Below are 14,121 nucleotides of genomic sequence, written 5' to 3' on the forward strand. Positions count from 1 at the left end.
ATCGGTGCGCTGTCTGGGCCGCACCGACGGCCGTCCGCGTGGGCTCCGGCACCGGGGTGCCGGTCGAGGCGCGCCGTATCGAGGGGACCACCGTCGTCCTTCCATCCTGGGGGGAGTCGGGCCCCACCTGGCCCGACCTGACCAGCACAGCGCGCCCGGCCACCTCGCGACAAGGATCTTCACGCGGCCGGTACGCGCGGGGCCCGGGATTTCACGCCGGCGCTACGGCCGGCGCCTGATCGGCCCCGTTTCGCCGATGGGCGGGATCCCGCCGCGCCGGATGCCGCCACGCTGGGGATCTTCGTGTCGATCACGCCGCTGGGCGAGGGCCGACGCGCGCGCGGCGCCGCTCGACGCTCCCAAGCGGCCGGTCACCGCGCCGGCCCGTCCGCTGGCCGCTCGCCCGCTGGCGGGAGCTGTCCCGGGCGTCGGGCGACGGCAACGATCGGAGTTGTTCGATCAGTGGCTTCGCCGGGGAGGCATCATGACGGGCGTTCGGAGACGGGATCTGCTGGCGGGAGCGGCCGGCGCGGCGGCGCTGGCGGGAAGCGGGATCGCCGTCGGGGAGCAGGCGCTGGCGGGGGAGCGGCAGGGGCCGGGCGACCGGAGTCGGCGCGTCGCCCTGCGGCAGGGCACCGACGTGGCCGCGCAACTGTCGCCGGACGGGCGGCTGATCGCGATGGACCTGGTGAGTGTGCTGTGGGTGCTGCCCGCCTCCGGCGGGCCGGCCCGCCGCCTCACGAGCGACCTGTACGACATCGCCCAGCCCGAGTGGGCGCCGGACAGCTCGACGATCGTCTTCCAGTCCTACCGGGACGGGGTCTTCAACCTGTGGCTGATCCGCCCGGACGGCTCCGGCCTGCGCCGGCTCACCGAGGGCCCGTACGACCACCGGGAGCCGCGCTTCGCCCCGGACGGGCGGCGGATCACGTTCGCCTCCGACCGGACGGGCAGCTACGGCATCCACGTGCTGGACCTGGCCAGCGGGGCGACCAGCGTCGTGGCCGACACCACGGCCGAGGAGTACGAGCCGGCCTGGTCGCCGGACGGCAGCCGGATCGCGTTCGTGGTGGCCAACACCCGCATCGACGTCGTCGAGCTCGCCACCGGCGCCCGGACCACGGCCGTCACCGCGCCCACGGGCGCGGTCCTGCACAACCCGGCCTGGACGCCGGACGGCCGCGACCTGGTCTACCACCGCCTGCTCGACGGCCGCAGCGAGCTGTGGCGCGCCGACGCGCCCCTCGTCACCGGCGAGGACGCCTATCCGTTCCGGGTCTCCTGGCGCTCCGACCGGGAGTTCGTCTACACGGCCGACGGCCGGATCCGGCGCCGCACCCTCGACGGTCAGCGCCGGTCGGACATCGGCTTCGTCGCACCGGTCACCGTCGCCACTCCGCGGTACCGCAAGCGGCGGCGGGACTTCGACTCGACCCTCCGCCGGCCGGTCGTCGGCATCGGCAGCCCGACGCTGTCGCCGGACGGCCGGCAGGTGGCGTTCCGGGCCCTCAACGACATCTACCTCATGACGATCGGGCAGCCGCCGCGCCCGCTCACCCGGGACCAGTGGTGGAAGTGCGACCCGGCCTGGTCGCCGGACGGGCGCTACCTGTCCTACTCCACCGACCGGGGCGGGACGCTGGACATCTGGCTGCGTGACCTGCGCACCGGCGCCGAGCGGCAGCTCACCGACCTGCCCGACGCCGCCGCGGTGTCGGGGACCTGGTCGCCGGACGGCGAGCGGCTCGCGTTCCTCGACCAGAACGGCGCGCTCTACACGGTGGAGGTGGCGTCGGGCGACGTGCAGCCGGTCTTCACGGCCACCTTCGAGCCGGGCCGTCCCACCTGGTCGCCCGACGGCCGGACCATCGCCCTCGCGGCCGTCGTACCGTACTCCGCCCGCTACCGGGAGGGGCTCAGCAAGATCCTGCTGGTCGACCGGACCACCGGCGCGGGCCGCTACGTCGACCCGATGCCACACCGGTCGATCCAGACCCGCGGGGACGACGGCCCGGTGTGGTCGCCGGACGGCCGGCGGATGGCGTTCGTGGTGGCCAGCGTGCTCTGGGTGGTGGACGTCCACCCCGACGGCACCTTCGCCGGCGCGCCCCGCCAGGTGACCCGCGAGGTCACCGACGCGCCGAGTTGGAGCGGCGACTCGGCGCGGCTGCTGTACCTGAACAACGGCCGACTGCGGATGGTGTCCGCCGACGGCGGGTCGCCGCGCACCGTGCCGGTGGGTCTCACATGGACGAACAGCCGGCCGCGCGGGCGTACGGTCATCCGGGCCGGACGCCTGTGGGACGGCGCCGCGCCGAAGCTGCGCCACGACGTCGACGTGGTGGTCGAGGGGCACCGGGTGGTGGCCGTCGAGCCGTCCCGGCCGGGCCGCGACGGGCGGATCGTCGACGCCCGCGACGGCGTGGTGATCCCCGGCCTCGTCGACATGCACCACCACCGCGAGATGCAGGGGTACGGCTACGGCGCGCGGCAGAACGCCCTTTGGCTCTCCCTCGGCGTGACCACGACGCGGTCGCCGGGAAGCCCCGCGTACCACATGGTGGAGGAACGGGAGTCGATCCAGTCCGGCGCCCGGATCGGGCCACGGTACTTCGGCACGGGTGAGGCGATCGACGGGCCGCGGATCTACTACAACTTCATGCGCCCCACCTTCGACGAGCGGCAGCTCGCGCTGGAGCTGGAGCGGGCCGGCGCCCTCGACTACGACCTCATGAAGGCGTACGTGCGGCTGCCGGTCGCGTGGCAGCGGGCGGTGGTGCAGTGGTCGCACCGGCACGGCGTGCACTCCACCTCGCACTACCACTACCCGGCGTTCGCGTTCGGCAGCGACGGCATGGAGCACACCGGCGCCACGAACCGGTTCGGCTACTCCCGCACCGTCACCGCCATCGGCGCGGGCTACCAGGACGTCATCGACATCTTCAACACCTCCCGGGCGGCCCGGACGCCCACCCTGTTCGGGGCGAACACGCTGCTGCGCGAGGACACGTCGCTGGTCACCGACCGCCGGGTCCGCACCCTCTACCCCTCCTGGCAGTACGCGGCTCTGCAGGCGGCGGTCACCACGGCGCAGACGACCGACCAGACGGCCAACCGTGAGAACCTCGCCCGGCAGGTGGCCCAGGCCGCCGCGATGATCCGGGGCGGCGGGCGGGTGCTCACCGGCACCGACTCGCCGATCGCGTTCAACGCGGTGAGCCTGCACCTCAACCTGCGGGCCATGGTGGCGTACGGCCTCACCCCGTACGAGGCGCTGACGACGGCGACCCGGGCGCCGGGGGAGTTCCTCGAGGAGCCGATCGGGCAGATCCGGCCCGGCATGTACGCCGACGTGGTCGTCCTCGGCGCGGATCCGCTGCGCGACATCGACGCGGCGGCCGACGTCCGGCAGACCATGGTCAACGGCGTGCTGCACGGCGTCGACGAGCTGCTCGCGCCGTTCGCGGCCGCGGCGGACGCGCGGACCACGGCGGCGGTGAGCCGGGTGCTGCCGCCGCTGCCGGACCACCCGGACAACGCCCGGTACTGGTGGCACGACTCGCACTACGTCGAGGCGGGCCGGCACTCCTGCTGCGCCGAGGTCTGAGGCACGCCCGAGGCCGTCCTCCTCCCGTAGGCCCGCGCGCCGCCCGGCGGGAGGAGGACGTGCCCGAGCCGGGCTGCCGGTCGGCGCTCGAGGTCGGATAATCCAGCGGCATGGAGCGCAGCCTGGTCCTGCTGGACACCGACATCGGCAACGACATCGATGACGCCGTCTGCCTCGCGTACCTGCTGGCGCAGCCCCGCTGCGAGCTGCTGGGCATCACCACGGTGACCGCCGAGCCGGCGCAGCGGGCCGCGCTGGCCAGCGTGCTGTGCCGCGCGGCCGGTCGTACGCTGCCGATCCTTCCCGGCGCGGCCGAGCCGCTGGCGAGCCCGCCGGTGCAGGCCCCGCCGCCGCAGGCGGCGGCACTGGCCCGGTGGGACCACGACACCGGGTTCCCGGCCGGGGAGGCCGTGGAGTTCCTGCGCCGGACGATCCGCGCCCACCCCGGCGAGGTCACGCTGCTGGCGATCGGCCCGTTGACGAACGTGGCGCTGCTGTTCGCCGTCGACCCGGAGATCCCGTCGCTGCTGGGCTCGCTGGTCCTCATGGGCGGAGCGTTCACGACGGCGGCGGGCCCGGAGTGGAACATCCACTGCGATCCGCACGCGGCGGCCCGTGTGTACGCCGCCCGGGTGCCGGCGCACCGCTCGGTGGGCCTCGACGTCACGACCCGGGTGCGCCTGCCGGCCGACGATTTCCTGGAGTGCTGCACCGGCCCGCTGCTGCGGCCGGTCGCCGACATGGCGGCGTCGTGGTTCGCCGACCGGCCGGAGGTCACGTTCCACGACCCGCTGGCCGCCGCGACGCTGTTCGACCCGTCCCTCTGCGAGTTCGCGCCGGGGGAGGTCACGGTCGACCGGTCCCCGGGGCCGGCCGCTGGCACGACGACGTGGCGGGCCGACGCCGGCGGGCCGCACGAGATCGCGGTCGACGTCCGGCCGGACGCCTTCCTCGACCACTACTTCGCGATCGTCGGGGAGGGCCGGCGCTGACGGGTCACCGCCGCCGGCGGAGCCGACGCGCCGGCGATCACCGGGCGCGCTCAGGGCGAGGCGGGCAGCAGCTCGGCGACCTCGCGGGCCCGGCGCAGCGGGGAGAGGACCACGAAGATCGGGGCCACGGCCAGGCCGACGCCGATGACCAGCAGAGTGGCGCGGACGCCGACCAGTGAGCCGAGGCCTCCGCCGAGCAGGCCACCGAGGGGCAGCGCGCCCATCACCAGGAACCGCATGCTGGCGTTGACCCGCCCGAGGATCGCCGACGGGACGACCGACTGGCGGTAGCTGAGCTGGGTGATGGCGTAGACGAGCTGCCCGCCGCCTCCGATGGTGATGCCCAGTACGAAGAGGACGAGCCGCCAGTCGTCGTACGTGAACGGGATGAGCAGGTTGACGGGGCTGGTCACGGCCACCGAGAGCCAGATGATCCGTGCGGAGCCGATCCACCGGGCGAGCTTCGTGGCGATCGCGGCGGCGACCAGGGCCGCCGCGGAGCCGATCGAGAAGATGATGCCGGCCGCACCGGGACTCAGGCCGACCGTCTCGACGAGGAAGAGCACCGTGAGCGCGGTGGCGGCCGTGAACAGCAGGTTGGACAGGGCGCTCGTGGCCGCGATGCCCCGCAGCACCGGGTTGGCCCACACGAAGCGGATGCCCTCCCGCGCCTCGTGGAACATCCCTCGCTGCGCGGTGCTCGGCGGCGCCTGCTCCTCGGTCTTGACGCGCCACAGGCAGAGCGCGCTCACGAGGAAGCTGAGGGCGTCGGCGAGGAGAGCGTTCGCCGCGCCCACGATCTGCACCAGCCAGCCGCCCGCGCCCGGGCCGGCGATCTGGCCGGCCGCCCGGATGGCCTCCACCGTCGAGTTGCCCTGGACGAGGTCCTCGGTGCGGACGATCGACGGAAGGTAGGTCTGGAATCCGATCTCGAAGACGACCCGCATCACGCTCATCACCGCGGCGACGACGAGCAGCAGGGCGAAGCTGAGCTGGTGGGTCGCCGCCGCGACGGTGACCACCACGAGCGCCAGCGCCCGGACGACGTCGGTGCCGATCAGCACGGGACGGCGACGCCGCCGGTCCAGCCACACGCCGGTGGGCAGGCCGACGACCAGGAAGGCCCCGTTCTGGACGGCCACCAGCACGCCGAGTTCGAACGGCGTGGCGTCCAGCAGGAGCACGGCGGTCAGCGGAAACGCGATGGCGCTGATCTCGGTGCCCACCTGGGTGACCGTCTGCCCGGCGGTGACGAGTCGGAAGTCCCGGGCGCGCCACAGTGGCGCTCGCGCGGTCTTCGTCATGGGCACCGATGTACCCCTGCCCGGCCGGGAACTCCCGTCGGGAAGGGGATCGGCGGTGACGCGCCCGGGGACGACCGACCCGCCGGCCCGGCTGCCCGGCCGGCTCGGCTACCGAACGGCTCGGCTACCGGCTGGCCCAGAGCAGGCCGCGCTCGGTGAGCGTTCGCACCTCGGGGCGGTCGAGGTCCTCGACGCGGTGACCGATCGTCGAGACGAAGACGCGGCCGTGACCCCACTGCCGCGTCCACACCGCGGGCGACACCACGTCCCGCCGCCAGGGTGTGTCGGGTGTGGCCGGGAACCGGGTGGTGGCGAGCACGTCGTTGCCAGCGTCGGTGAGCATCCAGTACTGCTCGGTGTGCTGGGTCCACCGGTGCAGCCCGCGCACGACGGGATGGTCCGCGCGCTCGGGCACCACCTCGATCTCGTGGTCGACGAAGCCGCCGGGATGCTCGGCGAACTGGCCGCCGGTCATCTGCAGGTACGGGGTCGAGGTGCGGAACGCGTCGACGATGCCGCCGTGCCAGCCGGCGAAGCCGGTGCCGGCGCGTACCGCCGCGACGAGCCCGTCGACCTGCTCGTCGGTGGCGGTGCCCATGGTCCAGCACTGCACGACGAGGTCGGCCCGCGTCATGCGGTCGGTGTCGGCGTAGACGGCGAGGTCGTCGCTCACCTCGACGGTGAAGCCGTTGTCGCGGAGGAAGGGCACGAACCGGTCGGTGGCCTCGACCGGCTGGTGGCCTTCCCAACCACCCCGGACGACGAGCGCGTGGCGGTCGGTGGTCACGGCAGCAGGCTCCGCAGGGGCGCGCGCCGCGGCGCGGCGGCGAGCTCGGTGGCGATCGCGCGGTAGGCGGGCTTCGGGGCCAGTTCGTCGTCGAAGGCGAGCGGTCGCCGCGGGGCGCCGTCCTCGCGGGGGTAGTCCTCCTCCAGCCAGGTGTAGCGGTCGGAGAGGCCGAAGGCCATCACGGCCTTGACGGCGGGGTGGGAGAGCGCCACGTCGAGGTAGCGACGGTAGACGTCGGCCACGGCGGCGTCGCGGGGAGCGATGTCGGCGGGCAGGCCGTCGTCGAGCACGTCCAGCTCGGTGATGAGGATGTCCAGGCCGCGGTCGGCCACGGCGGAGAACCAGTCGAGGTACGCCCGCGCGTCGAACCGGTCGGCAAACCGGTCGGCGAGCAGGTGCGCCTGGACGCCGAGGGCGTGCACCGGCACGTCGTCGCGGAGGAGGTCGTCGACGACCTGGAGGGTGGCGCGGCGGCGGGGCGCGGCCTCGTCGCCCCACTCGTTGACGGTCTCGAACCCGAACTCGTTGAGCACGAGGGTGGCGTGGGGGTCGGCGGCGTGCGCGACCCGGAACGACTCGGCCACATACGTGGGGCCGATCGTCTCCCACCAGGGCACGTCCGTGCGGTAGCCGCGCCGGCCCTCGGGGCTGGTGACCTCGTTCGCGACGCTCCACGCGCCGACCCGGCCCCGGTAGCGGCGTACGACCGCCTCGATCGTGCCGTAGAGCAGGTCGCGGGCCTCCTGCCGGCCGAGGCCCCACAGGTCGTCCTCGGTCCACCCCTCGCCGAAGCCCTCGTCCCAGACGAGGTGGGCGCCGAAGACGGCCATCTGGTGCGCCTCGGCGTACGCGACGACCTGGTCGGCGTAGGTGAAGTCGAGGTCGGCGTCCGGTGTGGGCTTGAGCCGGTACCAGAGCAGGTCGTCCTCGGTGAAGAGCAGGGCGGCCTCGCGGCCGACCAGTTGGGAGTAGGGAGCGTCGGTGAGCTGCCAGGTGGCCGCCGAGGTGCCGAAGGCGAGGCCGTTCGGCCGCGCCAGCCTCCACATTGGAGGACGATTGGCTCCGGCCGCGGCGAGGGGTCCGGTGCCGGCGAGCGGCCCGGTGCCGGCGAGCGGCCCGGTGCCGGCGAGAGGGCCGGTGCCCGCGAGGGGCGCCGCGTTCGCCGCACGGGGTATGCCCAGCGCGCCGGCGGTGGCCAGGCCGGCCGCGCCGAGCAGCAGGGACCGGCGGGACACGGGGTGGACGTCACTCATGGTGCCGCCTCCTTCGATAGACGGGCCGCGAAATTGCAAAACGTTTTGCCGTGTCGCTGCCGAGCAGCGTACGACCCTGCGGTTGGGCCCGACAAGACATGGTTGCCTCTCGCGTTTTGCGGCGGTTACGCTGCCCGCAACCCGTTGCCAAACGTTTTGCATCGAGGGGGTTCGCCGTGAGCCGGCTATCCATGGGCATCATCGGACTGGGGGAGGTGGCGCAGGTCGTGCACCTTCCGGCCCTCCGGTCGCTCCCCGATCTCTTCCAGGTGACCGCCGTCTGCGACATCTCGCCCGGCCTGCTCGACCGGGTCGGCGGGGCCTACGGCGTCCAGCGCCGGCACGCGGACGTCACCGAGCTGCTCGACGAGAACGACCTCGACTGCGTGCTCGTGCTCAACAGCGACGAGTACCACGCCGAGGCGGTCGTCGCCGCGCTGGACCGGGGCATCCACGTGCTGGTGGAGAAGCCCATGTGCCTGAGCCCGCGGGAGGCCGAGGCCATCATCGCCGCCCGCGACCGGTCCGGCGCGACGGTGATGGTCGGGTACATGCGCCGCTTCGCGCCCGCGTTCGTCGAGGCCACCCGGCAGATCGACGCCCTGGGCCCGCTCAACTACGTCCGGGTGCACGACGTCATCGGCCGTAACCAGCTCATGATCGACCAGACCGTCCTCGTGGACCGGCCGTCGGACGTGCCCCGGTCGGCGATCGAGGCGCGCTGGGCCAAGGGACGGGCGCTCGTCGCGGACGCGCTCGGTGACGTGCCCGATGTGCTGGCCGGCGCCTACCGGCTGCTCTGCGGCCTCGGGAGCCACGACCTGTCCGCGATGCGGGAGCTGATCGGCCGGCCGCGCGGCGTGGCCGCGGCCCGCCAGTGGCGCGACGGTCGGTTCATCACCGCCCTGCTCGAGTACGACGACTTCCTGGTCACCTACGAGACGGGCGTCGACGAGCAGTTGCGCTTCGACGCGCACATCGAGGTCTACGGGGAGCGCGCCACGATGCGGGTGCAGTACGACACCCCGTACATCCGGCACCTGCCGACCGTGCTCGTCACCGAGGAGACCCGCGGCGACGGGCTGCACCGCACGGTGTCCCGCCCCCACCTGAAGGACCCGTACACCCACGAGCTGGAGTACTTCCACAGCGTCGTCACCCAGAACGGCCGGCCGAAGACGGATCCGGAGGACTTCGTCGAGGACCTCGACCTGTTCGCCGAGCTGATCCGGGTCATGGGCAAGCAGCCGGGCGCCCGGGCCTGAGCCGGACCGGAAGATACGTCGAGTCCCGCCGGAGACAGGTGCCGCCGCGGCGGCGGGGCCGCAACTAGCGTCGAGCCCGACGACGCCGCGCCGAGTGCGGCGGCGACGGCAACAGGAGGTGCACAGGTGCTGGACCAACAGGCCATCGACTTCTACCGGACCAACGGCTACTACCTCCATCGAGACCAGCTCTTCTCCGCCGAGAAGCTCGACACCCTGGAGCAGATCTTCGACGAGCACCTCGCCGACAAGGGCGACAAGCTCTCCGACGAGCTGGACACCCCGCACTTCCGGGACCCGCGGCTGCTCGACTTCCTGCTCTCCGACGAGGTGCTCGACCTCGTCGAGCCCCTGGTGGGGCCCGACATCGCGCTGTGGACCAGCCACTTCATCTCGAAGGACCCGCAGGTGGGTCGGGCTACCCCGTGGCACGAGGACAGCGCGTACTGGAACGGGCGGCTCAGCGAGTACGACCGGATCGTCACCGTCTGGCTCGCGCTCGGCCCGAGCGACCGCCGCAACGGCTGCATGCGGGTCATCCCCGGCACCCACGACAACGGCTTCTCCGAGTACGTGCCGACGGACAAGACGACGCAGACGTTCCACGCCGAGATCCCGGGCGTGGACGAGAGCAGGGCCGTCTACTTCGAACTCGAGCGGGGGCAGTGCTCGCTGCACGACGGGCGGATCATCCACGGCGCGGAGCCGAACACCAGCGACCTGCGCCGCACCGGCTACACGATGCGGTACTTCCCGGCGTCGGTGAAGGTGCTCCCCGTGCCGGCCAACGACGGCTGGAAGATCTGGCTGGCCCGCGGCCGCGACAGCGCCGGCAACACCTACCAGCCGGACCCGCGGTGAAGCTCGGTTTCCTGACGGCCTGCCTGCCCGGCGAGTCTCTCGACGAGATCGCCGGGTGGGCGGCCGCCCACGGATACCGGGGCCTGGAGGTGGCCGCGTGGCCCCGCGACCCCGGTCGCCCGTGGGAGGCCAGCCACCTCGACGTGGACGGCTTCGACGAGGCGGCCGCCGCGGACGTACGCGACCTGTTCGACCGGTACGGCCTCACCGTCTCGGCCGTGGCCTACTACGAGAACAACCTGCACACCGACCCGGAGACCCGGGAGCGGATCCATCGGCACCTGCGGCGCTGCGTCGACGCGGCCGCGCTGCTCGGCTGCGGGTACGTGGGCACCTTCGTGGGCCGGGACGTGACGCTTCCGGTGTCGGCGAACCTGCGGCTGGCCGAGGAGGTCCTTCCGCCGCTCGTCGCGTACGCCGAGGAGCGCGGCGTACGGCTGGTCGTGGAGAACTGCCCCATGGAGGGCTGGCATCCCGACGGCTACCCGGCGAACCTCGCGTACTCGCCGGAGCTGTGGCGGTGGCTCGGCGGTCTCGGCCTGCACCTGAACTTCGACCCCTCCCACCTCGTGTGGCTCGGCATCGACCCGGTGGCGGCGCTCGCGGAGAACCTCGACCTGGTCCGCCACGTGCAGGCGAAGGACGCCCAGGTCGACCCGCGCGCCCGGAACCGGTTCGGGGTGTTCGGCCAGGTCATCGGCCGGGAGCCGTGGTCCAGCGGGTGGTGGCGCTACCGCGTCCCGGGGCTGGGCGAGGTGGACTGGCGCCGGCTGGTCGACGTGCTCTACGAGGGCGGGTACGACGGTTTCGTCTCCGTCGAGCACGAGGACCCGGTCTGGTCCGGCTCACCCGAGAAGGTCCGCCACGGTCTGGTCGTCGCCGGGCGCACGCTCGGCCCGTTGATCGTCGCCTGACGAGAGAAGGAGCCCGAGGCATGCAGCGTGGCGTGTACTTCGACGCCTGGTTCCCCCGGCAGCACTGCTACCACCCGAGCCTCCCGCCACGACGGCTGCGGATGATCGACGATCTCGTCGACTACCGCGCGACGAGCCTGGTCTGGGCATCCCTGGGCGGCGGTTCGATCTCGCTGCCCTACCTCGAACAGGAGGCGTTCGGCCCGGTCGACGCCCGGTCCCGCTTCTACGGTTTCGTCAACGACAGCGAGTTCATCGCCGCCGCACAGCAGCGGGGCATCAAGGTCTTCGGCATCGTGTTCGAGGCGCAGGGCTGGGAGTTCCCCGTGGAGCTCTCCGCCGACGAGGACGAGATCCTCGCCCTCAACGAACTGCGCGACGGCGGGCGCCGCGACTGGATCGGGCTGCGCGAGTTCAGCGGGAACCGCTACCCGAAGCTGTGGAAGCCGTTCGAGCACTACTTTCCCGGCGGCCTGGTCAACAGCGACGGTGAACCGGTCACCGACCTCATCGAGGAGTGCTGCGCCCGCGACATCCACTCCACGGCGCTGCACGCCCGCTGGGTCGAGTGCCCCGACCGCGACCACCAGTGCTACTACATGGACCGCAACAACCCGGTCTGGCGCGAGTACCTCAAGGCCGTCATCCGCATCCAGATCGACGCGGGCGTCGACGGCGTGCAACTCGACGAGACGGAACTCCCGCTGGGCGCGCTGCAGTACGGCGGCTGCTTCTGCAAGGACTGCATGAAGGGCTTCCGCGCGTACCTGCGGGAGCTGCCGGCGGACGAGCGCAGCCCGCACCTGGCCGACGTCGACCTGGACACCTTCCACTACGGGCAGTGGCTGCTCGACCGGGGCCACGACTTCAAGGGCGGCCACCACGAGATTCCGCTCTACCCCGAGTACTACCGGTTCCAGTGCGCCGCGATCCGGCGGCACTTCGGCGAGCTGGCGGCGCACGCTCGCGACTACGCCCGCGCGAAGGGCCGCGAGGTGCTCGTGTCGGGCAACTTCTTCAACATGGACCCGCAGTACCTGGGCCTCGCCGACGACGTCGACGTCATCGTGACGGAGATGCGGAACACCACCTACCGGCAGCCCGAGTGGTACCGGTACGTCGCCGGGTTCGCCGGCGACAAGGACGTCATCGTCGTGGAGAACCCGTACGGCGGGGTGGTGCCCGAGCTGGTGGAGCTGCTGCGCGCCGGCCGGGGGCACGACCTGCTGCGGTTGTCCTGCTACGAGGCGGCGGCGTTCGGCGTCAACATGGCCGTGCCGTACGGCTCGTGGATGGGCGCCACGATCCAGGACGCGTTCTACGCCCCGCACGAGGTGGCCGCCGAGGTCCAGGCGTTCCTCGCCGACCACGAGACGCTCTACGACCGGCGCAGCGCCAACGAGGTCGCCGTGGTCTACAGCGTCGAGAGCAACCGTGAGCTGGTCTCCCGACAGGACGTCGGCGACAACCTGCGCAATGCCCGCGACGACCGCGTACAGGTGCCGTACCGGCAGGTCACGGAGGCGCTCGCGGGGGCCGCCGTGCCGTTCGACGTGGTCCTGTTTCCTGATCCCCGCACCGCGCCCGACCGGGTCACCGTCGAGAGCCTGCGCCGGTACGACACCGTGCTGCTGCCCGCCTGCACGTACCTCACGTCAGGGCAGGTCGCCGCGCTGCGTGGCTACCTCGACGGGGGCGGTCGGATCGTGCGCACCGGCGGGCTCGGCGACAACCTCCCCGCCGACGAGCGGGCCGGGCTGTCCGCGCACCCGGGCGTGAGCCTCGCCGAGCCCACCGACCTGTCGGCGCTGCTGCCGCACGGCCGGCAGGTCGATCTCGCGGCCGAGGCGGGCACCGCGGACGTCGCCGTCAACACCGCGCAGCTGGCGGACGGCTCGGTGGCCGTCCACCTCGTCAACTACGACTACCGGGCCGACGACGACGCGGTACGCCCGCTCGCCGGGCTGGAGCTGCGCGTCCGGCTCCCGCAGACCCGACCGGAGGCTACCGCGCACTCCGCCGACGGCACGGTGACGGCGCTGGACGTACGCGTCGACGGCGCGGTCCACACGGTGACGCTGGACGCGCTCGGCCCGTACGCCATCGTGGTGTTCTCCGCGTCCCCGGCGCGGACGGGTCCGGTGGCCGCATGAGCACGCGGAGAGCGGAGGGTGGGGTCAGATGAGGATTGCGGTACTCACCGGGCCGGAGCGGTTCGAGATCGCCGAGGTGCCGCCACCCGAGATCGCGCCGGACGAGGTTCTCGTCCGGGTTCGCGCCTGCGGGGTCTGCACCTCCGAGCTTCCGGCGTGGCGCGGCGAGCCGGCGGCCGAGTACCCCCGGCACCTCGGGCACGAGGTGAGCGGGACGGTCGCCGCGGTCGGCGCCGACGTCACGTCGTTCGCGCCGGGCGACCCGGTCGGCGTGTGGGTGACCTCGCACGGCTTCGCCGAGTACGTGGCCGCGAAGGCGGCGCACTGCCGGCCGGCCGGCGACGTCCCGCTCGACGAGGCCCTCGCCGAGCCGCTCGCGTGCGCGGTCAACGCCGTGGAGGAGGCCGACGTCCGGCTCGGCGACGACGTGGTGCTGATCGGCGCGGGCTTCATGGGCAACCTCGTGCAGAAGCTGGTGCGCCTGCGCGGCGTCCGGCACCTCGTGGTGGCCGACACCCGGCCGGACGCATTGCAGCGGGCGCGCGAGCTGGGGGCGACCCGGGTGGTCGACGTGCGCGGCGAGTCCCTGGCCGAGGTGGTGGGGGAGCTGACCGGCGGTCGCGGCGCGGACGTCACGTTCGAGTGCACCGGCGGGCAGGCCGCGCTGGACGCGGTGGGCGACGTCACGCGGATGAGCGGGAAGATCGTGCTGGTGGGGTTCCACCAGGGCGGGCCGCGGAGCATCAACCTGGCGTACTGGAACTGGATGGCGTTCGCCATCGTGAACGCCCACTACCGGGACGTCGACGTCATCATGCGGGGGATGACGGTGGGCATGCGCCTGCTCGCCTCCGGTGTGCTGTCCCTGGACACGCTGGTGACGCACCGGTTCCCCCTCGACGAGATCGACGCCGCGTTCCGGGCCGCCCGCGACAAGCCGGCCGGCTTCGTGAAGGCGACGGTGACCGTGGACTGAGACGGGGAG

General features: G+C 72.9%; 10 protein-coding genes. 7 read left to right on the top strand and 3 right to left on the bottom strand.

Annotated features, from left to right (window positions below):
* Positions 1-484 precede the first annotated feature (484 nt).
* Both ACSNOA_RS14320 and ACSNOA_RS14325 read left to right on the top strand, forming a co-directional pair.
* Complete coding sequence (locus ACSNOA_RS14320) at positions 485-3,607, top strand: amidohydrolase family protein (RefSeq protein ID WP_436658602.1); 3,123 nt, start codon at positions 485-487, stop codon at positions 3,605-3,607.
* 110 nt (positions 3,608-3,717) lie between these two features.
* Positions 3,718-4,599, top strand: a complete 882-nt coding sequence (locus ACSNOA_RS14325; RefSeq protein ID WP_436658604.1) for a nucleoside hydrolase — start codon at positions 3,718-3,720, stop codon at positions 4,597-4,599.
* A gap of 50 nt (positions 4,600-4,649) precedes the next feature.
* On the opposite strand, the gene ACSNOA_RS14330 is transcribed toward ACSNOA_RS14325, so the two are convergent.
* The 3 genes from ACSNOA_RS14330 to ACSNOA_RS14340 form a co-directional block, all read right to left on the bottom strand.
* Positions 4,650-5,903 carry an MFS transporter gene (locus tag ACSNOA_RS14330; protein WP_436658605.1) on the bottom strand — a complete coding sequence of 418 codons (1,254 nt, stop codon included), beginning with the start codon at positions 5,901-5,903 and terminating at the stop codon, positions 4,650-4,652.
* 124 nt (positions 5,904-6,027) lie between these two features.
* Positions 6,028-6,690, bottom strand: coding sequence for a ThuA domain-containing protein (locus ACSNOA_RS14335; protein ID WP_436658607.1), 663 nt, complete (start codon positions 6,688-6,690; stop codon positions 6,028-6,030).
* The gene (locus tag ACSNOA_RS14340) at positions 6,687-7,943 is read right to left on the bottom strand and encodes an endo-1,4-beta-xylanase (protein ID WP_436658609.1); all 1,257 of its coding nucleotides are present in this window, start codon (positions 7,941-7,943) and stop codon (positions 6,687-6,689) included. Before ACSNOA_RS14340 ends, ACSNOA_RS14335 begins: the two co-directional genes overlap by 4 nt.
* Before the next feature lie 191 nt (positions 7,944-8,134).
* Between ACSNOA_RS14340 and ACSNOA_RS14345 the strand changes: the two genes are divergently transcribed.
* From ACSNOA_RS14345 to ACSNOA_RS14365, 5 genes are all read left to right on the top strand, one after another.
* The gene (locus ACSNOA_RS14345; protein ID WP_436658611.1) at positions 8,135-9,208 is read left to right on the top strand and encodes a Gfo/Idh/MocA family protein; all 1,074 of its coding nucleotides are present in this window, start codon (positions 8,135-8,137) and stop codon (positions 9,206-9,208) included.
* 126 nt (positions 9,209-9,334) lie between these two features.
* The gene (locus ACSNOA_RS14350; protein WP_436658613.1) at positions 9,335-10,069 is read left to right on the top strand and encodes a phytanoyl-CoA dioxygenase family protein; all 735 of its coding nucleotides are present in this window, start codon (positions 9,335-9,337) and stop codon (positions 10,067-10,069) included.
* The gene (locus tag ACSNOA_RS14355) at positions 10,066-10,983 is read left to right on the top strand and encodes a sugar phosphate isomerase/epimerase family protein (protein WP_436658615.1); all 918 of its coding nucleotides are present in this window, start codon (positions 10,066-10,068) and stop codon (positions 10,981-10,983) included. Before ACSNOA_RS14350 ends, ACSNOA_RS14355 begins: the two co-directional genes overlap by 4 nt.
* A gap of 20 nt (positions 10,984-11,003) precedes the next feature.
* Positions 11,004-13,136, top strand: coding sequence for a hypothetical protein (locus ACSNOA_RS14360; RefSeq protein WP_436658617.1), 2,133 nt, complete (start codon positions 11,004-11,006; stop codon positions 13,134-13,136).
* A 28-nt stretch (positions 13,137-13,164) separates the two neighbouring features.
* A complete protein-coding gene (locus ACSNOA_RS14365) occupies positions 13,165-14,112 on the top strand; it encodes a zinc-binding dehydrogenase (RefSeq protein WP_436658618.1) in 948 nt (315 codons plus the stop codon).
* Positions 14,113-14,121: the final 9 nt, after the last annotated feature.

The sequence above is a fragment of the Micromonospora sp. URMC 103 genome, assembly GCF_051386435.1.
GTDB lineage: Bacteria > Actinomycetota > Actinomycetes > Mycobacteriales > Micromonosporaceae > Micromonospora.

What these genes read in the sequence shown, in the direction of transcription:
- ACSNOA_RS14320 (WP_436658602.1), top strand. Translation starts at nt 485, where the DNA reads ATGACGGGCGTTCGGAGACGGGATCTGCTGGCGGGAGCGGCCGGCGCG.
- ACSNOA_RS14325 (WP_436658604.1), top strand. Translation starts at nt 3,718, where the DNA reads ATGGAGCGCAGCCTGGTCCTGCTGGACACCGACATCGGCAACGACATC.
- ACSNOA_RS14330 (WP_436658605.1), bottom strand. Translation starts at nt 5,903, where the DNA reads ATGACGAAGACCGCGCGAGCGCCACTGTGGCGCGCCCGGGACTTCCGA.
- ACSNOA_RS14340 (WP_436658609.1), bottom strand. Translation starts at nt 7,943, where the DNA reads ATGAGTGACGTCCACCCCGTGTCCCGCCGGTCCCTGCTGCTCGGCGCG.
- ACSNOA_RS14345 (WP_436658611.1), top strand. Translation starts at nt 8,135, where the DNA reads ATGGGCATCATCGGACTGGGGGAGGTGGCGCAGGTCGTGCACCTTCCG.
- ACSNOA_RS14360 (WP_436658617.1), top strand. Translation starts at nt 11,004, where the DNA reads ATGCAGCGTGGCGTGTACTTCGACGCCTGGTTCCCCCGGCAGCACTGC.
- ACSNOA_RS14365 (WP_436658618.1), top strand. Translation starts at nt 13,165, where the DNA reads ATGAGGATTGCGGTACTCACCGGGCCGGAGCGGTTCGAGATCGCCGAG.